The following is a 19,099-nucleotide window of genomic DNA, read 5'->3' as shown; positions in this document are numbered from 1 at the left end:
ACGATATGCAGAATTACCGTAAACTACTGACATGCCTGCTGGCCGTGACGCTCTTCAGCTGCAAGTCCGTGCTGGATCTCGAGCCTACAGACAAGATCCTGGCCAAAGACCTCTTCGGCGATCCCGAAGGCGTGAAACTCTACATGGCCAACTTATATTACCAGCTGCCCATCGAAGATTTCGCGTTCTTCCGCGGAGGCTTCAACCAGAACGGCGGCGATCCCAATAACGGCGGCTTTGCGCCGGCCATGGTCACCGATGAAGCCGTGCATTCCGAATTCGGGGATTTCGTGGGCGACGGGGATTTCCAGTGGTGGGACCAGGGCTACAAGCTCATCCGCGACGTGAACCTCCTCGCAGACGCCATTCCCACGCTGGACGTGATCGAAGCCGACAAGAAAAAACTCATCGGCGAAAGCGCCTTCATCAAGGCATATGCCTACTTCGCCCTGGCGAAGCGTTACGGCGGCGTTCCACTTATCAAACAGACCCAGCAATACACCGGCGATGTGGAAAGCCTGAAAGTGCCGCGCAGCACGGAAAAAGCGACCTGGGACTATGTGATGGAACTGTGCGACCAGGCCATCGCCAACCTGGAACCGGGCGACGGGAAAAGTCGCCGCGCTACGAAGTACACCGCGGCCGCACTGAAATCGCGCGCTGCCCTGCATGCAGCCTCCGTCGCCAAATTCTGGGGCCGCGCGCCCATGTCGGGTGCCGCCGTGACGGATAAACTGGTGGGGATGACGGCCGGCGATGCAGCGGCGTATTACACCGCCTGTATCCAGGCCAGCGAACTGATCATCCAGTCGGGGCAATTCGCGCTGTACGGGGCGAATCCGGCTTCGCCGGAAGAGGCAGCGGAAAATTACCGCATGCTCTTTGCCAATCCCAACGGTGGCGACAAGGAAACGATCCTCATCAAAGGGTTCACGTTGCCGGGGAACTTCACCGGTCATAACTACGACATCTGGTACCAGCCCGCGCAATCCGCCAACGGCTGGCCGCACCCCGGGCGGATGAACCCTACGCTCGACCTCATCGACCTGTACGAAAGATATGACCGTCCGGGCCAGTCATCCCCGGTCGTTACCACCACCGAAGGCGACGTCACCGATTACGGCGGCTTCAACGCCGGCCTGCACTATCTCCAGTTCGATTCCCCCAACGATATTTTCAAAGGGAAAGACGCGCGCCTCTGGGGCACGGCCATCCTGCCCGGAACGGCATGGAAAGGTACGCCCATCGTCATCCAGGCCGGTTACGTACAGCCCAACGGGCAGGCCGTGATCCGCACCAAGGCGGAGATCACCGTCAACGGGCACACGTATTACACCTATGGCGCGGCCAATACCTCGCAGTATTCCGGTTTCGATTCGTATGGCGGGAATAACACGCGGACGGGCTTTTCCTTCAAGAAGTTCATGAACCATACCGCGCCCGTGGTAGCAGGCTGGAACCAGAGCACCTCCGATTTTATCGAGTTCCGGTACGCCGAAGTGCTGCTCAACTACGCCGAAGCGGTGGTGGAAAGCGGGACGGGCAATGCCGCGGAAGCCGCAAAGGCGCTGAACGACATCCGCCGCCGCGCAGGACATACCACTGCCATCGCGCTCACTTCCGCCAACGTGCAACGGGAAAGGAGAGTGGAGCTGGCGTTCGAGAACAAACGCTTCTGGGACCTCATCCGCCGCCGCGAATACCATACCGAATTCAACAACCGCGTCGTGCATTCGCTGCTGCCTTTGCAGGACCTGCGTGCACTGCCCGCCACCAAGTACATCTTCGTGCGCGTGGTAGTACCGAACTATACGCCCAAAACCTTTTCCGAACGCTCGTATTACCGGTTCATCCCCGGTATCGCGTCTAACGGACTGGTACAAAACCCGCAGTATTGATCCGAAAAAACTACGAATATGAAAAGAACCGCTTTTATATTAGGCTTGCTGCTCGCCGGGCTCACCGCGTGCGAGAAAGACAACTACGATGCGCCCACCGCCGGCCTGTACGGCAGTATTTATGACGCAGGTACCAAGCAACTGCTGGAGCAGGACGTTATCCGCGGATCAGTGGTGGAACTGAAGGAACATGGATGGGACAACGTGCAGCCGCAATGGCTCATCTTCAAGGCAGACGGCAATTATGAAAACTCGTTGCTGTTCGAAGCGGATTATTCCGTGGCGCCCGTGCGGGGCAACTTCATTCCCGTGGAGCCGCAAGACATCCGCATCGCCGGGCGGACGAAAATGGATTTCAACGTGACGCCCTACATCCGCATCGTGAACCCTTCCGTCACCAAAAACGGCAACATCGTGACGGCCACCTTCAAGCTGCAACAGCAGGTGACCAATAACGTCCGCAAGATCGGGCTGTATGCCCACAGCGATTTCAGGGTGGGAGAGACGCTCCGGCTGACCGCCGCCGAGCAGGACATTAACGCCGTGGCGGACCCGAACACCACGTACACCCTCACGATCGACCTGCAAAGCCCGAACGTGCGCGACATCCTCAAGCCCGGCAAAACCTATTACTTCCGCATCGGCGCGCTCATCGATGCCGTGGAATCCAAACCGAACTATGCGAAGGCCGTGCCCTTCGATCTGTAAACCCATGCCTGCGGCGGCATCCGCTTCCGCAGGCATTTATGCTTCCGATCTATGATGAAGACCATTTTCTTATCCGCCTTCGCGCTCGTGGCGCTGAGTTGCGCCAAAAGCGGGCCCAACGGCGGTGGCGAAGGCCCTCCGCCACCGCAACCTCCCGTAAAGGAAATCGTGTACGACGAAACCGGATGTCTGTACACCGCTTACGATAACCTCGTCATGGCCGGCTACCAGGGCTGGTTCGCCGCGCAGGGCGATGGCTCCGACCGTGGTTGGTACCATCTCGGCATGGGCTACTGCGGCGGTTTTAAGCCCGGATGCTCCGCAGTGGATTTTTATCCGGATATGACGGAGTACACCCAAAAATACAAGACCGATTTCAAGTACGCCGACGGGTCAGACGTGTATATGTACAGTCCATACGACGAATCCACCGTAGACCTGCATTTCAAATGGATGAAGGATTACGGGATCGATGGCGTGTTCATGCAGCGCTTCGTCGTGGAAGTGAAGGAATCCAATCCCAAAGGCAAAAGGCATTTCAACAAAGTCCTCGAAAACGCCCTGAAGGCCGCCAAGAAGCATGGCCGCGCCATCTGCGTGATGTACGACCTGAGCGGGTGCGCGCCCGAAGACGTGGCGTATGTCGAGAAAGACTGGAAAGAATTGCAGACCACTTTCAACCTGTTCGACAATAAAACCCATCCTACCTACCTGCGGCACAATAAGAAACCGCTGGTAGTGCTCTGGGGCGTGGGTTTCAATGACAACCGCCGCTATACCACGGCGGATGTGGACCAGCTGGTGGGAAGGCTGAAGGGCCCGGAGAAACGCGTGTCCGTCATGCTCGGTGTGCCGTATTACTGGCGGAGCATGCGCAACGATACGGAAAACAATCCCGCCCTGCATGCGCTGATCAAGAAAACCGACATCGTGATGCCCTGGGCCGTAGGCCGCTACAGCAGCGGGAATTATACGCAGGTGGCGGGCGTGGAGCTGGCGGCCGACATCCAGTGGTGCAAAAACAACAACGTTACCTATGTGCCGCTGGCGTTCCCCGGGTTCAGCTGGGGGAACCTGAAAAACGATCCGGCGCAGTATAATTCCATTCCGCGGCTGAAAGGGGATTTCCTCTGGCAGCAGGTGGCCGGCGCGAAGATCTCAGGCGCCCGTTCGCTGTACGTGGCCATGTTCGACGAGATAGACGAAGGCACGGCGATATACAAATGCGCCCGGGAAGGGGAGTTGCCGCAACATGGCGACCGCCGGTTCATCGGCATCGACGCAGACCTGGCCAGCGATTATTACCTCTGGCTCACGGGCCAGGCGGCGCGCTGGTTCCATGGCGAAGGAAGTTTTGGCGCTATCAAACCGGTACGCAACTGACCGGCACACCGCTTTCCTGGTGTTACACAAATACATGCCCCCGCGGCCAGTTCACTGGCTGGGGGGCTTTTACGTTTCAGGATGCGGAAACGGCGCTTCGGTGGATGGAAACGACGGTCTGAGCAAGGCGCCGGTCCCGGATGCAGCGGCAGCGATACTTTTGCATATTGGTTACCCCTAACATTTTTCAGCTATGATCAAATTAACGATTGCCGTGCTCGCTACGGGCATCCTGGCGTTCGGCGCCAGCAACATCATCTCCCGCCTCGGTGTGACGGACGAAGATGCGCACAAGTCCATCGACCGCAACCTGCTTTCCGGAAAACTCGAGCTCATCGGCACTTACAAAGGCAAACAGATCCCGCCCGAAGAACGCGCGCAGGCCGTCAGGGAAATGGGCGACTACATCAAAGCCTACGTTTCCACACCGGAATACAAAGCGGCGTATGTGGAAGTATGGGAGAAAGACGCGCCGAAAGACGGCAACGCCAAACTGCGGGCCGTTATCCGTAAATCCGAAAACGACGTGAAGGAGCTGCAGAAAATATACGACACCGCCGAACCGGATTACAAGGAAAGCTACGGCGAATCGCTCAAGGCGATGAAAGACATCGTGGCGGCGTTGAAAGACCCGAAGCACAAGATGCACAAGATATACGTTCAATCCATGGTCGGCGAACTGCCCGGTCCCCCGACGGCCGCGTACAAAGCCCAGCTGGCGAAGTACGAGGAAACCTATCCCGGTACAGTGGAAGGTATGCTCAAGCTTCGGCTGAAAGCCTTTCTGGCACTCACTTCCGATATCGATTTCAACGCGAAGCTGGTGAAGAAGGGCAGTAAAATGGTTTTTGAAGATCCCGCACTGGAGAAAAGGAGCCGCGATTGGAAGCTATGCTTCCGCGCCGGGCCGGAAACGGTAAAAGCCGCCCGTTCCTACGCGGAACAATGGCTGAAGGAGCTCCCTTGACGGGGAGGTGAAGAACGGATGTGTGGAAAGGGGCGCCGCTGCGAAGGGCGCTCCTTTCTTTTTTGGCGGGATATAACGGCTGTAAGTATTAAGTTTGTCTGAAAGGAAAGCGAAATCACGTTTATGAAGTATTTACTCGTATTGATCGCCGTTGCCGGATTGTCGGCCGCGAAGGCCCAGCAGCCCATCCGGACGGGGGCCGACCAGGTGGAGGCGTACCTGCCGCTGCTGAAAGGGAAAAAAGTAGGCATGATGATCAACCCTACGTCCATCATCGGCGACCAGCCCATTGTAGACAGTTTGCTGAAGCGCGGTGTGAAGATCAAAACGATCTTCGGCCCGGAGCATGGTTTCCGGAACAACGCCAGCAACGGCGCGGTGGTGAAAGACGAGATAGACCCGCAGACAGGCATTCCCGTTATATCGCTCTACGGCAACCGCAGGAAGCCGTCACCCGCGCAGATGGCGGCCATCGATGTGATGGTGTTCGATCTGCAGGACGTGGGCTGCCGGTTCTATACGCTCATCAATACCCTCCGCGAGATCATGGAAGCCTGCGCCGATGCGAAGAAGACACTGATCATTCTCGACAGGCCCAATCCCAACGGGTTTGTAGACGGGCCGGTGCTGGATATGACGCTGGAGTCGGGGATCGGGCGGTATCCCATTCCCATGACGCACGGTATGACGATGGGCGAGTTTGCACAGATGATCAACGGGCAGGGATGGATGCGCAACAAAAAGAAATGCGCCTTGAAAATCATCCAACTGAAAAATTACCGGCACGATATGGATTACGTGCTGCCCGTGGCGCCGTCGCCCAATCTGAACACGCAGCAATCGATCATACTGTACCCATCATTATGCATGTTCGAAGGTACGATCCTCAGCCAGGGCCGCGGCACGGATATGCCGTTTACCGTGCTGGGTGCGCCGGCGCTGAAAGGGAAATACGATTTCAGTTTCAAGCCCGTGAGCATGCCAGGCAAAAGCGAGACGCCCCTCCACCAGAACGAAACCTGTTACGGCCTCGATCTGCGTACGTTCGACATATCGCCCTGGCGCAAAAAGGGGCAGCTCAACATCGGCTGGATGATCGAGCTGTATAAAGCATATCCCGATAAATCGAAGTTCTTCGACCGGAGCTATAGCCGGCAGATCAACAGTATCGACGGGCTGGTAGGCACGCGCGAATTCCGCAAACAGATAGAAGCCGGAATGTCGGAAGCGGAGATCCGCAGGAGCTGGGAGCCCGGGTTAAGCCGATACAAACAGATGCGAAAGAAATACCTGTTATACCCCTGACCCTGCCATAACCGCCAACTTTTCCTGAAGGCCCGGAAACGGGCCTTTTTACATTTTCAGAAATGAAACTTGGTGAAAAAATTTATAGAAGTTTGCGATACTTTAATAAAAGTGAAGAAAATATAATACGGATCTGTTAAAAAAAAGTTAGAAAAAGAAAGTTTTAAGAATATATTTGTAAGGAACGCAAAGAAACCAAGTGCTGATCATCAGGAAAACACTATTTACTACAGCGCATCGGCGTGCCAGGATTGAGAAACCGTAAATCGAGCATATAGCACCCGTTGTGTTTGACCATATTTTTAAGTTCCATTCAAATAGTTTTTGTGCACTTGCACCTGGGTTATCGACTATCTATTTACAGCGAATAAAATCAAATCGAAGCATGGACATTCGTCACAGTGAAAAGGATTTTTACAGGAAGCATTACACATTGTTTTTTACGGGCCCATCCGGCAGGCAAATGAATTTTCGTACCATTTCTATTTAAGCAATAAACCTGACCAAAGTATGATGCATTTATTGGACAGTGAGCCATGCATGCCGTAGCCCGTTGCTACGGTTAGCCAGTTAATATTCCCCGATCGGGGAAATCCGGATCCATTTCAACATCGAAAAACGACGTGCAGCACGCCGATCGGGACCGCCATGCCTGCAACCGATTGCGCCTTCATGCGCGCGGACCAAAGCCGTTCATCATTGCTTTTTCATAAACCAAATCGATATGCTATTCCATCAATCGAAATCCCTGCAGCACAACAGTGGCTGTAACCGGACGGTCCGGCGGATCGCGGGGCTCGTCCCGGCGGCGCTTTCCGTCTGCCTCCTGATGGGCTACGCCTCCATGGGCATCGCCCGCGCGCCTTACGAAGCGGCTGCTTTTGACCGAAAGATCACCGGCCGCGTTACGGACGGTACCGGCGGCGGATTGCCCGGCGTAACCATCGCCATCAAAGGCGCCACCACCGGCACTGTCACCAACGCCAACGGTGAGTATTCCCTCAACGTGCCCGACAACGGGGCCGTCCTCATCTTCCGGTTCGTGGGCTACAACACCCAGGAGATCGCCGTCGGCAAACAGGACCGGCTGGATGTGGTGATGACATCCGCCGCCAAGGGGCTCAACGAGCTCGTGGTAGTGGGTTACGGCACACAGAAGAAAGTAAACCTCACCGGTCCGGTTACGGCCGTGCGCGCGGAGGAGCTGGTGAACATGGCGCCCGCCAATCTTTCCAATACCCTCGCCGGCCGCGCGCCCGGGGTCAATGTGACCAATACTTCCGGCCTGTCCGGTTCTACCGCAGGCATCCGCATCCGCGGCGCCTTTGCAGAACCGCTCTATGTGATAGACGGGGTGGTGCGCGACAAAGAAGCGTTCGACGCGCTCGAGGCCGCTGAAGTAGACCAGATGAGCTTCCTCAAAGACGCGGCTACCGCTGCCGTGTATGGTTCCCGCGCCGGCAACGGCGTTGTGCTGGTTACCACCAAGAAAGGCTCGCTCGGCAAACCCGCGTTCAGCTTCCAGACGAACTATACCACCGCGCGGCCAACCCGCGAGCTGCTGTCTGACAAGACTACCGCGGCAGACGAGCTCACCTATCAAAACCGCGTGGCCGAATTCCTCGGTACCCCGAAACCCAACGGCCAGGAAGAGTTCGACTACTTCAAAGACAAACATTATAACGTTCACGATTTCATCTGGCGCGATCCATCCAGCCACCGCCACTCGCTCAGCGTAGCCGGCGGCAGCGAAAAGATCACCTACTATTCGCTGTTAAGCTACCGTGGAGAAAAAGGTTCCTACAAAAGCCTCGACAACAGCAAGGTCAATCTCCGCAGCAACGTTACCGCCAAAGTATCGGATGCGATCAAGATCAACCTCAACATCGCCGCCAACCAGCAGAACCTCGACCGCTTCTACTGGCCATTCACCGGCGACGACGACTTCGATGTATCCGATCTTTACCGGGTAACGTTCAACTGGCCCAAAACCTTCCCGTTCTATACGCTGGCCGATGGTACGCCCGTCAACTACGTAACGGATTACCCGGTGCAGACGCCCATGGGCAGCTGGCAGGCCTGGAGCGTGATCGACCAGGTGATCGGCAACCGCTACATCAAAACGCGCAACCGCCAGCTGAACTCCATCCTCGGAATCGACATCGATCTGGGGAAATACGTGAAAGGCCTGACCACGAAAGTGACCGGCAGCTACCTGGCGGAAGATTACATGCGCAAGCGCTTCCTCACTTACCAGAAGAACTACGTGTTCAATCCGAAAGACCCCGACGGCAACCGTTTCATTCCGGCCCCGCCAGACCCGAACAAGACCAACATCTTCACCTTCAGTTCCAATCAGCCCTTTATGGATTACAATATCTCCACCTGGTGGAGCTATCAGCTGAACTGGTTCCTGAACTACAACCGCACTTTCGGCAAGCATGGCATCGACGCGCTAATGGTATTCGAACAGTCGGAAACCGGTGGCAGCATCGCCTATTCCCGCGCGGAGAACCCCATCACGCCGTATGATCAGTTTATCGCATATCCGACCGACCGGCAGTTCCGCAACTCCAGCGGTAAAGACTCCGTGGGCGCCCGCCAGTCGTGGATCGGCCGCGTGAACTATAACTTCGACAGCCGCTACATCGCCGAATTCTCTTTCCGGTACGACGGTAACACGCTGTTCCCCAGCAATAGCCGCTGGGGCTTCTTCCCGTCTGTGTCTGCCGCATGGCGCCTGTCGGAAGAGACCTGGTTCAAAAACGCCACGCGTGCGTTCGACGACCTGAAGATCCGCGCTTCCTACGGTACCACGGGTAACGACCTGGATGCAGCCGGCAACAGGATATCGCCCTTCTCGTTCCGCCAGCGGATCGTGAACGGCAGCAGCTATATGTTTGGCGATCGCCTCTACCAGGGTGTCGCTCCCGGCGCTACGCCCAATCCGAACCTGACCTGGGCAAAATCCGCTTCCTATAATGCGGGCATCGACTTTACCATCCTCCGCGGCCGCTTCAACGGTACGGTAGACGTGTTCGTCCGAAAGGAAACCGATATCCTCGGTTACCGCCAGGTGCGCGTACCAGACAACTATGGCCAGTCGCTGGCGCCCGAAAACTACGCGGCGCGTTCCTGGAGAGGGGGTGAGCTGACGCTGGAATGGCGCGACAAAGCCGCTTCCGGAAAGATCAATTACTCCATCAACGCCAACGTAGGTTATGTGAAAGACCGCTGGGATATTTATGACGAAGACGCGGCGCTGGGCCCCAACGGCCTGCGCCATTTCGAATCGCGCATCGGCCGGCCGGAAACGAGGATCGTTGGCCTGAGGTCGCTCGGCCTCATCCGCACGCAGGAGCAGCTAGACGGCCTGCTGGCCAAAGGTTTTAAGCAATACGGCCGTAATCCTTACCTCGGCGCTATCCTGTTCGAAGATATCCGCGGCGAAAACTATGCGCCCGGTCCTGATGGCAAGATCGACAACAACGATATGCAGCTGCTCTCCGAAAACGCGACACCCCGCGTAAACTTCGGTTTGGGCCTCAACCTGTCTTACAAAAACTGGGCATTGCAGACGTTCTTCCAGGGTGTTACCGCTTACGACCGTGTGATCAGTAACCAGGAAGGTGCAGGGATGCGCCAGCACGGTGGCAGCGTTCGCCCGTATTATCCGATCTGGGCAGACGATGTATGGACGCCCGAGAACCCCGATGCGAAGTATCCCCGCCCTGTCGGCAGCAACTGGCAGGAGTCCGGAAGCGTGGCCACCAACTTCTGGATGCGCAGCGGCGCCTATCTCCGCATGAAGATGCTGAACCTGGGATACAGCCTGCCCAAGAGCTGGGTGCGCACCATCGGCCTCACGAGCGCGCAACTGTACTTCAACGGAACCAACCTTTTCGCTATTTCGCCCATGAACGAGTTTCATGATCCGGAACAAAAGAACTACGATTCTTATCCTCTCATGAAAACCTTCACCGTAGGAGCTGACATCAGATTCTAGTAAAAACGCATGATCATGAAAAAGACATTATTAGCCATATTACTGCTGGGCGGGATGTTCGCCTCCTGCAAAAAAGTGCTGGAGATAGACGATCTGGAGGGTTATAGCCCCGAACAGGTCTGGAACGACGAGAACCTGGCCAATGCCTTCATCACCAATATCTATCCCATGTTCGGGAACTGGAGCCCCGGCCTCGAACAGAAGAGCGAACAGATGGCAGGCATTTTCTTCTATCCCGACCGCGTGACCATCACGAACGGCGAATTCAAAAGCTGGAACTACAGCCGCATCCGGCTGATCAACGAAGCGGCTGCCAAAGTGCTGACCGGCGGCCTGAAGCAGGACGTGAAGGACAGGATCCTCGGCCAGGCGCTCTTCATGCGCGCCTACGCGTATTTCGACATGGTGATGTACCATGGCGGCGTACCGTATATCACCAAACCGCAGGACCGCGAAACCGACGACCTCAATACGCCGCGCAACTCCACCAAAGAATGCTTCGATCTCATCATCAAAGACCTGGACGACGCCATCGCCAAACTGCCGCCCAGAATCGCCACTTCTTCGGCCGATTATGGCCGTATCGACGGCGCCTTTGCCCTCGCGTTCAAAGCGAAAGTGCTGCTGTATAAAGCCTCTCCGCAGTTCAACCCCTCCAATCCCTGGAACAACGCGTATTGGGCAGAAGCGTATACCGCCAACAAAAAGGCGTACGACGATCTGAAAGCGCTGGGCTTCAAACTGGTGGAAGATTATAGCAACATCGCGCTGCAGGAGAAAAATACCGAGACCGTCTTCGCCGTGGTGAACCAATACCCGAACAAGACCACGGAATGGGACAACGGCGTCCGCCCCGGCTCCGAAAGCCGCGGCCCCGCATTTGCCGTGCCCACCTGGGAGTTCGTGAAAACGTTCCCCATGAAGGATGGCAAGAAATACAACGATAATTCCGGTGCTTACTATAAATCGGACGCCGATTTTCTGCAGAATTACTGGAAAGACCGCGATCCCCGGTTCAACAAGTCCGTAGTATGGAACGGCAAGCCCTACGCCGTTTCCGGCAAAGCCGACAAGCGCCAGTACACGGCATTGGGCGTGGCGCATGAGCTCGACGACTTTGGCATCAACCCCAAAGCGCAGATCAACTCCACGAACCTCGACCGTTACACCGGCTTCTTCGTGTTGAAGAACAGCCTGCTGCGCCTCAAACAGGCGGAAGTGCAGCAATACGACGTGGATTTTGTGCTGATGCGGTTCGCGGAAGTGATGCTCAACTACGCGGAGACCGCCAACGAAACCGGCCGCCTGGCCGATGCGCTCGACATCCTGAAGCAGATCCGCCAGCGCGCCGGCATCGAACCGGGAACGAATGGCAATTACGGCATTACCGCCACCACGCGCGATCAAATGCGGGAAGCCATCCTGGACGAGCGCAACATCGAGCTTTGCTTCGAAGGCCAGCGCTTCTGGGACCTCCGCAGGCTGCGCATGCTCAACCGGCTGAACAACCTCACCAAATGGGGCGTGGAAGCCATCGCCATCAATCCCGACGGATCGGAAATGCCCATCAGCGAAGCGCGCGCGAAAGCCACCGCCAACCAGCTGACGGAAGCCAACTTCAAATACAGCCTCCTCCAGGTGCCCCGCACCGGTGTGAAAGTGACTTCCGTGCCGGACACGTACTATTTCTTTCCCATTCATAAAGATGTGCTCGACCGTAACGCCAAGTTGCAGCAAAACAACAATTGGGGCGGAACGTTCAATCCTACGATGGAATAACCCGGTATATGCATACCCGGAAAAGGCCGCACTTTCCATGGTGCGGCCTTTTTTTATAGTGCCGCCCGTTCCCGGAGATTCCGTAATTTCATCCACTTAAAAATCAGTCTTATGAAAATCGGGATCATGATGGCCGCAATGGCCGCCAGTGCAATAATGGCCTGCAACAGCAACAACGCCCAACAGGAAACCGCCGCCACTACCGGCGATTCGGTACAACCCGCAACGCCGGCGCCTGCGGAAGCCGCAGCGCCCGCAGCCGTGACCGGCGTGGTGCAGGAAGTGATGACGGGGAAAGATGGCTACACCGCCGTGATCAAATCTGCACAGGACTCGGTGTACCATGTAACCATTTCGCATGCAAATCTGAAAGATCATGCACAGTACAGGTCCGCCAGGCCCGGCGATACGCTGACCGTTTCCGGGGACCGCTGGGAGATGGACGGCAAAGCGCAGATTACGGTACGGGAATTGAAGTGATTTCCCGAAATACCGGGAACCATGCGGAAAGACCATATCATCATCAAAGGTGCGCGCGAGCATAACCTGAAGAACATCTCGTTGCGTATCCCCAAAAACAGGATCACCGTTTTTACCGGCGTTTCCGGCTCCGGGAAATCATCGCTCGTATTCGATACCATCGCCGCGGAGTCGCAACGCCAGCTGAATGAGACCTTCCCTTCGTTCATCCGCCACCGTTTGCCGCACTACGGCCAGCCGGAAGCGGATGAACTGCAAAACCTCTCGCCGGCCGTCATCGTTGACCAGAAGCCTATCGGCGGCAACGCCCGCTCCACCGTGGGCACCGCCACCGATATCTTTACGCTGCTGCGGCTGCTGTTTTCCCGGATCGGGGAACCTTTCATCGGCTATTCCGATATTTTCTCCTTCAACCATCCCAACGGCATGTGCCCGGAATGTGACGGGCTGGGACAGGTGTCTGTCCTCGATACGGACCTGTTTTTCGACACCACCAAATCCCTCAACGGCGGCGCCATCCTGTTCCCCACGTTTGCCAAAGGCGGCTGGCGGTTCTCCCGCTACGCTTGTTCCAACCTCTTCGATCCCGACAAAAAACTCGAAGATTACACCGAAGAAGAATGGCATAACCTGCTCTACGCCGACAATCTCAAGCTCACCGATCCGCTGCCTTGCTGGCCGCAGTCGCAGAAATATTATGAAGGGATCGTTCCGCGGTTCAAAAGGACCTACCTCGCCAAAGATTCGAAAGCGATGACGGGTAAATACAAAGCCGATTTCGAGAAAATACTCACCCGCGGCAAATGCCCGTCGTGCAAAGGTTCGCGCCTCAACGAAAAAGTGCGCTCCTGCCGGATCGGGAAGTACAACATCGCGGATTGCGCAGCCATGGAAATCCCCGTGCTGGCGGATTTCATCGCCACCATTACCGATCACCGCGCCGTAACGATGGTAAAGGCCATCCGGGAACGCTTGCAGCATATGACCGACATCGGCCTGCATTACCTGACGCTCGACCGCGAAACCGGGAGCCTTTCCGGCGGGGAATCGCAGCGCATTAAAATGGTGCGGCACCTCGGCAGCAGCCTGTCAGACATGACCTATATCCTCGACGAGCCCAGCATCGGCCTCCACCCGCGCGATGTTCACCAGTTGAACCAATTGCTGTTCCAGCTCCGCGACAAAGGGAACACGGTACTGGTCGTGGAGCACGACCCTGATGTAATTGCCGTGGCCGATCATGTGGTAGACATGGGGCCGCGCGCGGGAACGGAAGGAGGGAGGATCGTTTTCGAAGGAACGCTGGAAGAACTGCAGGAAGCCGATACGCTGACGGGCCGCTACTGGAGCCGGAAACGGACGATCAACGGTTCGCCGCGGCCCGCAAGCGGCTCCATTTCCATCAAAAACGCCCGGCTGCATAACCTCCGGAACGTAAACGTGGACATCCCCACGGGCGTAATGACCGTTGTGACGGGCGTGGCCGGGTCGGGGAAAAGCAGCCTGGTGAACGGGGTATTGCCTAAACAGGTGCCCACGGCCGTTCGTATCAGCCAGTCGGCCATCACCGGCAGCAAACGCTCGCACATGGCCACTTATACGGGTATTTTCGACGAGATACGGGAGCTGTTCGCCAGGCACAACCGAGTGAAGGCTTCCCTGTTCAGCAGCAATTCCGAAGGCGGATGCCCCGTGTGCAAAGGGGTGGGGGAAATCACGCTAGACCTGGCCTTCATGGACCCTATCACCACCATCTGCGAAGAATGCGGCGGAAAACGCTATAAAGCCGAAACGTTACAATACCTCTATAACGGGAAGAATATATACGAAACTATCCGGCAAACCGTCAGCGAAGCGGTCCCGTTCTTCGCGTCATCGCCCGCTATTACCGGCATGCTGGAACGGTTGGCGGACGTAGGTTTGGGTTATCTTACACTGGGGCAACCGCTCAGCACGCTGTCTGGCGGCGAACGCCAGCGCATCAAACTCGCCATGCGGCTGGAAGATGCGGCCAACCAGGTGTTCGTGATGGACGAGCCTACTACGGGCCTGCATATGAGCGATGTGGAACGGTTGCTGGGGATTTTCCGGCGGATCGTGGACAGGGGCAATACGCTGATCGTGGTGGAACACAATCTCGATATCGTGAGCCAGGCAGACCATATCATCGACATGGGCCCGGGCGCCGGGCGGGACGGCGGTACCGTTGTGTTCCAGGGCACGCCGGCACAACTGCTGGCGCATCCCGGATCACAAACGGGGCGCTTTCTCCGCGCTTATCTCGGTTAGTTTTTCTTTACGAGGATATAGAAGTTCGGATCGATCGTGAATCTGGCCCCGTCTTTCAACGGCATCGTCTTCCATTCGCCGGTAGGCTCCAGCAGGATGGGTTTGCCCGTACCGGCGGTCACGCGCAGCGGCATGTCGAAACCTTTCACATCCGCCACCCAGCGGTATTTCAGTTGTCCGTCGGCGATGGCGTATTCGAAAACCGGCGGCTGGGTATGCCGTAAATACTGATCGAAAACCTTATCGAAGTTGATGCCGGTCGTTTTGTTGATATAATCCTCCACCTGTTCCGTGGTCACCGTCTGGTGCCAGAAGGTCTTGTTAAGCCCGCGCAATACCTGCCGGAATTTTTCGTCGTTGCCCACGATCTGCCGGATGGTATGCAGCATGTTCGCGCCTTTGTAATACATATCCCCCGAACCTTCGGTATTTACACCATAAGGCCCGATGATGGGAATATCGTTGGCGATATTCTTGCGGATACCCTGCAGGTAAGCGTTCCCGGCTTCCTTGCCATAGCGGCATTCGGTGAAAAGCGTTTCGGAATAGTTGGTGAAGGATTCATGCACCCACATGTCGGCGATATCTTTCGTGGTGATGTTGTTGCCGAACCATTCGTGACCGGTTTCGTGGATGATGATGAAATCCCATTTCAGTCCCCAGCCCGACCCGGAAAGGTCTTTGCCGCGATAACCCATTTTATACTGGTTCCCGTACGCCACGGCGCTCTGGTGCTCCATGCCCAGGTGTGGCGTTTCCACGAGCTTGTAGCTGTCTGCATAGAAAGGGTAGGGGCCGAACCAGTGCTCGAAGCACTGCATCATGGGCTTCACGACGCCGAAATGTTTTTTAGCGGCAGCCAGGTGATAATCCAGCACCCAGAAATCGAGGGGCAGCGTGCCGGCCTCGCCTTTGAAAGTATCCGAAAAATGCGCGTAGTGGCCGATGTTAAGGGCTACGTCGTAGTTATTGATCGGGTTGGCGACGAACCAGGTGAACGTGCGGGTACCTTCAGGCCCGTCTTTCACGGAGCGCAGGCGGCCGTTAGACACGTTGGTGAGTGGCGCAGGCACGGTAACGGCTATACGCATGCTGTCGGGCTCTTCGGACTGATGGTCTTTATTGGGCCAGAACACGCTGGCGCCAAGGCCCTGGCACGCGCTGGCGATCCAGGGGCGGCCAAGGGAGTCGGTTTTCCAGACGATACCCCCGTCCCAGGGCGCATTCTTCGCCTCGCGGGGCTTGCCGCCGAAAGTGAGCGCGATGGTCTTTACCTGGCCTTTGGGCTGGTTGGCCGGCATGTCGATGAAAAAAGCATTGCCTTCCCGCACGAACGTCAGTTCCTTCCCGTCCTGCACCGCTTTTTTCAGCTCCATGGGCTGCTGAAGGTCGATCTGCATGCGGTTGGCCGCGCCCGTTACCCGGTAATGGACCACGTTGGTGCCTTCGATGGATTTGGTGTCGGGGAAAACGCGGACCTGCAGGTCGTAAAACGTGACGTCCCACCAGGCGCGCTCCGGCCCGAGGGTGCCGCGCAGCGTGTCTTGCCGCGTAAAACGTTGGTTGTGCTGGCTGAAAGCGTTGGAGACGGTGAACAACGTCAGCAGGAAGGGCAGCAGCCTCATCATACAGGTAAAGTTTAAACGGCAATATAATCCAGTTGGGGGAGACGGTCCGGCATTTTTTTGACAGGCGGCAACACGGCCTTGTCATTCCCCCGAAATCTGATTACCTTGATGCCTTCGACTATGAGATATTCCGTTCTCTTCCTGCTGATCATCCTCTGCGCCTGCGGCCAACGCCGCTCCGGTGGGAAAATGGTGTTCCGCTACAACCAGGAAGGCGGCATCCCCACGCTGGACCCCGCCTTCGCCAAGAACCAGGCCATCATGTGGGCCGTGCGCCAGGTGTTCAACACGCTCGTGGAAACGGATAGTGCGCTCCACATCCGGCCGTCGCTCGCCAAAAGCTGGGAGGTATCGGCCGACCGCAAAGAATACGTTTTTCACCTCCGCACCGACGTCCATTTCCACGACCATCCGCTTTTTCCCGGCGGGGTAGGACGGAGAATGACGGCGCAGGACGTGGTGTACAGTTTCCGCAGGATCATGGACCCCGCCACGGCTTCGTCCGGCGCCTGGGTGTTCAACGGGAAAGTGGACCCGGAAACGGGTTTCGCCGCCCTGGACGACAGTACCTTCCGCCTGCGGCTGCTCCAGCCGTTCCAGCCCATCATGGGCATTCTGAGCATGCAATATTGCAGCGTGGTGCCACAGGAGATCGTGGCGCATTACGGGAAGGATTTCCGGAAAAATCCCGTGGGCACCGGGCCGTTCCGGTTCTTTTTCTGGGACGAAGGCCAGGCGCTGGTGCTGCATAAAAACCCCCGTTACCACGAAACCGACGAAAACGGGCGGCAACTGCCGTACCTCGACGCGGTGCAGATATCGTTCGTAGACAGCAAAGGCACGGAATTCCTCCTGTTCCGCCAGGGCCAGCTGGATTTCATCAACGAAATTGACGCCACGTTCAAAGACGAAGTGATCACCCGGCAGGGCGATCTGAAAAAGGAATGGGAAGGGAAGATCGTCATGATGAAAACGCCCTACCTGAGCACGGAATATTTCGGCATCGTCATGGATCCCGGAAAGCCGGGCGTGAAAAGCAGTCCTCTCCGCGATCTCCGTGTCCGGCAGGCGGTGAATTACGGGATCGACCGGGTGAAAATGCTGACTTATTTGCGAAACAGCAAAGGCATTCCGGCCACTTCGGGTTTTGTGCCCGCGGGCTTGCCATCTTTCGATACGGCGGCGGTGAAGGGATATCATTACGATCCTTCGCGGTCGCGGAAACTGCTGGCGGAGGCGGGGTACCCGAACGGGAAGGGGATGCCGGTGATCACGCTGGTGTCGATACCGCTGTATGCCGACCTGGCAGATTATGCTGCACGGCAGTTGCAGGAGCTGGGGGTGAAAGTGCAGGTGGAAGTGATGCAGCGGGGGCCGTTGATAGACCTGGTGGCCAAATCGGCCGTACCGTTTTTCCGCGCCAGCTGGATCGCGGATTATCCCGATGCGGAAAGCTTTCTGGCGATGTTCTACAGTAAGAACCCCGCGCCGCCGAACTATACGCGGTACAATAATCCTGCGTACGACAAGCTGTACGAACGTGCGCTCCAGGAAAATGACGATTCCGTGAGGTATGAATTGTACCAGGAGATGGACCGGATGATTGTGGCGGATGCGCCGGTGGTGCCGGTTTTTTATGATATGGTGATGCGGTTCCGGCAGCCTAATGTGCTGGGCCTCAGCAGCGACGGGCTCAATACCCTGGAATTGCGGCGGGTGCGGATCGGGGAGAAATAGGGGGGCACATATCAAGTAATAAAATATTCATTAAGAAGGGGTTAATTTTTGGCGGAGGTCTTGATTATTAGGTTAGGCCGGATTAATGGGTTACCTTTGCGGTTCAACTTTCAACACTAAAATTGAGGCGTTCATGACTGCGATACTGATCTTTTTCTTCTCACACTGGTTTTTATCACTCTTCTTCCATACATTTTTCCTTCACCGTTATGCATCTCACCAGATGTACGACACCAGCAAAGGTTGGGAGCGCGTGTTTTACTTCAGCACCTGGTTTTTCCAGGGATCGTCTTACCTGATCCCCCGTGCTTACGGTGTGATGCACCGCATGCACCATGAGTATAGCGATACCGAGCACGATCCGCACAGCCCGCACTTCTTTAAGGACGTTTGGCACATGATGATCCATACCCGCGAGATCTATGCTGGTTTTGTATCGGGGAACAAACTGCCTGCAGAGCAGTTTACCAAAGATCCGCTGCCGATCTGGAATGGGATGGACAAATTCGGTGACCACCGCGCTACCCGTTTAACCTGGATTGCCATTTATATCGCGTTTTACGTGATTTTCGCCGGCGCGGCCTGGTGGTGGTATTTCCTGCTGCCGATCCACTTCCTGATGGGCCCTATCCAGGGTGCTATCGTGAACTGGTGCGGTCACAAATACGGTTACAGCAATTTCGATAACGGCGATCATTCCCGTAACTCTGAGCCCTGGGGTATTTTCCTGCTGGGCGAGTTGTTCCAGAACAACCACCACAAGCATAAGGACAGTGCCAATTTCGCGAAGAAATGGTTCGAGTTCGATCCTACTTACCCGGTGATGCGCGTGATGGACTTCCTGGGCATGATCAAATTGCGCCAGACGGCTACAGCGAAGATCGCGGTGCCGAAGAAAGAGCGCAGTGCGGCTTAATGA

At 56.4% G+C, this 19,099-nt stretch carries 12 protein-coding genes; 11 read left to right on the top strand and 1 reads right to left on the bottom strand.

Annotated features, from left to right (window positions below; genetic code table 11):
- Nucleotides 1-5 precede the first annotated feature (5 nt).
- The 9 genes from ACQKLP_RS15270 to ACQKLP_RS15230 all read left to right on the top strand — a co-directional run bounded on the left by ACQKLP_RS15270 (nt 6) and on the right by ACQKLP_RS15230 (nt 14,815).
- Nucleotides 6-1,898 (top strand): RagB/SusD family nutrient uptake outer membrane protein, encoded by a 1,893-nt coding sequence (locus tag ACQKLP_RS15270; RefSeq protein WP_427323609.1) that lies wholly within the window; start codon nt 6-8, stop codon nt 1,896-1,898.
- Nucleotides 1,899-1,916: 18 nt separating this feature from the next.
- The gene (locus ACQKLP_RS15265) at nt 1,917-2,606 is read left to right on the top strand and encodes a DUF3823 domain-containing protein (protein ID WP_427323608.1); all 690 of its coding nucleotides are present in this window, start codon (nt 1,917-1,919) and stop codon (nt 2,604-2,606) included.
- Between the two features lie 51 nt (nt 2,607-2,657).
- Entirely contained in the window at nt 2,658-3,989 is a 1,332-nt protein-coding gene (locus tag ACQKLP_RS15260; RefSeq protein ID WP_427323607.1) for a glycoside hydrolase family 71/99-like protein, read from the top strand.
- 193 nt (nt 3,990-4,182) lie between these two features.
- A complete protein-coding gene (locus ACQKLP_RS15255) occupies nt 4,183-4,956 on the top strand; it encodes a hypothetical protein (protein ID WP_427323606.1) in 774 nt (257 codons plus the stop codon).
- Between the two features lie 123 nt (nt 4,957-5,079).
- Complete coding sequence (locus ACQKLP_RS15250; RefSeq protein ID WP_427323605.1) at nt 5,080-6,261, top strand: exo-beta-N-acetylmuramidase NamZ family protein; 1,182 nt, start codon at nt 5,080-5,082, stop codon at nt 6,259-6,261.
- A gap of 724 nt (nt 6,262-6,985) precedes the next feature.
- On the top strand, nt 6,986-10,267 hold the full coding sequence (locus tag ACQKLP_RS15245) for a SusC/RagA family TonB-linked outer membrane protein (protein WP_427323604.1): 3,282 nt from the start codon (nt 6,986-6,988) through the stop codon (nt 10,265-10,267).
- 15 nt (nt 10,268-10,282) lie between these two features.
- The gene (locus tag ACQKLP_RS15240) at nt 10,283-12,046 is read left to right on the top strand and encodes a RagB/SusD family nutrient uptake outer membrane protein (protein ID WP_427323603.1); all 1,764 of its coding nucleotides are present in this window, start codon (nt 10,283-10,285) and stop codon (nt 12,044-12,046) included.
- Between the two features lie 111 nt (nt 12,047-12,157).
- A complete protein-coding gene (locus tag ACQKLP_RS15235) occupies nt 12,158-12,526 on the top strand; it encodes a hypothetical protein (RefSeq protein WP_427323602.1) in 369 nt (122 codons plus the stop codon).
- Nucleotides 12,527-12,547: 21 nt separating this feature from the next.
- Nucleotides 12,548-14,815, top strand: coding sequence for an ATP-binding cassette domain-containing protein (locus tag ACQKLP_RS15230; protein WP_427323601.1), 2,268 nt, complete (start codon nt 12,548-12,550; stop codon nt 14,813-14,815).
- On the opposite strand, the gene ACQKLP_RS15225 is transcribed toward ACQKLP_RS15230, so the two are convergent.
- On the bottom strand, nt 14,812-16,443 hold the full coding sequence (locus tag ACQKLP_RS15225) for a M1 family metallopeptidase (protein WP_427323599.1): 1,632 nt from the start codon (nt 16,441-16,443) through the stop codon (nt 14,812-14,814). The two genes, ACQKLP_RS15230 and ACQKLP_RS15225, sit on opposite strands and share 4 nt — an antisense overlap.
- Nucleotides 16,444-16,563: 120 nt before the next feature.
- On the opposite strand from ACQKLP_RS15225, the gene ACQKLP_RS15220 reads away from it, so the two are divergent.
- Nucleotides 16,564-18,180: an ABC transporter substrate-binding protein gene (locus ACQKLP_RS15220; protein ID WP_427323598.1), complete on the top strand. Its 1,617-nt coding sequence runs from the start codon at nt 16,564-16,566 to the stop codon at nt 18,178-18,180.
- A gap of 133 nt (nt 18,181-18,313) precedes the next feature.
- Entirely contained in the window at nt 18,314-19,096 is a 783-nt protein-coding gene (locus ACQKLP_RS15215) for an acyl-CoA desaturase (protein ID WP_427323597.1), read from the top strand.
- Nucleotides 19,097-19,099 lie beyond the last annotated feature (3 nt).

Origin of the sequence: Chitinophaga sp. NPDC101104 (assembly GCF_050277495.1) — a bacterium.
Taxonomy (GTDB): domain Bacteria; phylum Bacteroidota; class Bacteroidia; order Chitinophagales; family Chitinophagaceae; genus Chitinophaga.
This window is presented reverse-complemented; position numbering and strand designations above follow the sequence as displayed.

Bases quoted from the DNA above. Each gene is read 5' to 3' on its own strand.
- ACQKLP_RS15230 (WP_427323601.1), top strand. From the start codon at position 12,548: ATGCGGAAAGACCATATCATCATCAAAGGTGCGCGCGAGCATAACCTG.
- ACQKLP_RS15245 (WP_427323604.1), top strand. From the start codon at position 6,986: ATGCTATTCCATCAATCGAAATCCCTGCAGCACAACAGTGGCTGTAAC.
- ACQKLP_RS15225 (WP_427323599.1), bottom strand. From the start codon at position 16,443: ATGATGAGGCTGCTGCCCTTCCTGCTGACGTTGTTCACCGTCTCCAAC.
- ACQKLP_RS15255 (WP_427323606.1), top strand. From the start codon at position 4,183: ATGATCAAATTAACGATTGCCGTGCTCGCTACGGGCATCCTGGCGTTC.
- ACQKLP_RS15250 (WP_427323605.1), top strand. From the start codon at position 5,080: ATGAAGTATTTACTCGTATTGATCGCCGTTGCCGGATTGTCGGCCGCG.
- ACQKLP_RS15265 (WP_427323608.1), top strand. From the start codon at position 1,917: ATGAAAAGAACCGCTTTTATATTAGGCTTGCTGCTCGCCGGGCTCACC.
- ACQKLP_RS15270 (WP_427323609.1), top strand. From the start codon at position 6: ATGCAGAATTACCGTAAACTACTGACATGCCTGCTGGCCGTGACGCTC.
- ACQKLP_RS15240 (WP_427323603.1), top strand. From the start codon at position 10,283: ATGAAAAAGACATTATTAGCCATATTACTGCTGGGCGGGATGTTCGCC.
- ACQKLP_RS15220 (WP_427323598.1), top strand. From the start codon at position 16,564: ATGAGATATTCCGTTCTCTTCCTGCTGATCATCCTCTGCGCCTGCGGC.
- ACQKLP_RS15215 (WP_427323597.1), top strand. From the start codon at position 18,314: ATGACTGCGATACTGATCTTTTTCTTCTCACACTGGTTTTTATCACTC.
- ACQKLP_RS15260 (WP_427323607.1), top strand. From the start codon at position 2,658: ATGATGAAGACCATTTTCTTATCCGCCTTCGCGCTCGTGGCGCTGAGT.
- ACQKLP_RS15235 (WP_427323602.1), top strand. From the start codon at position 12,158: ATGAAAATCGGGATCATGATGGCCGCAATGGCCGCCAGTGCAATAATG.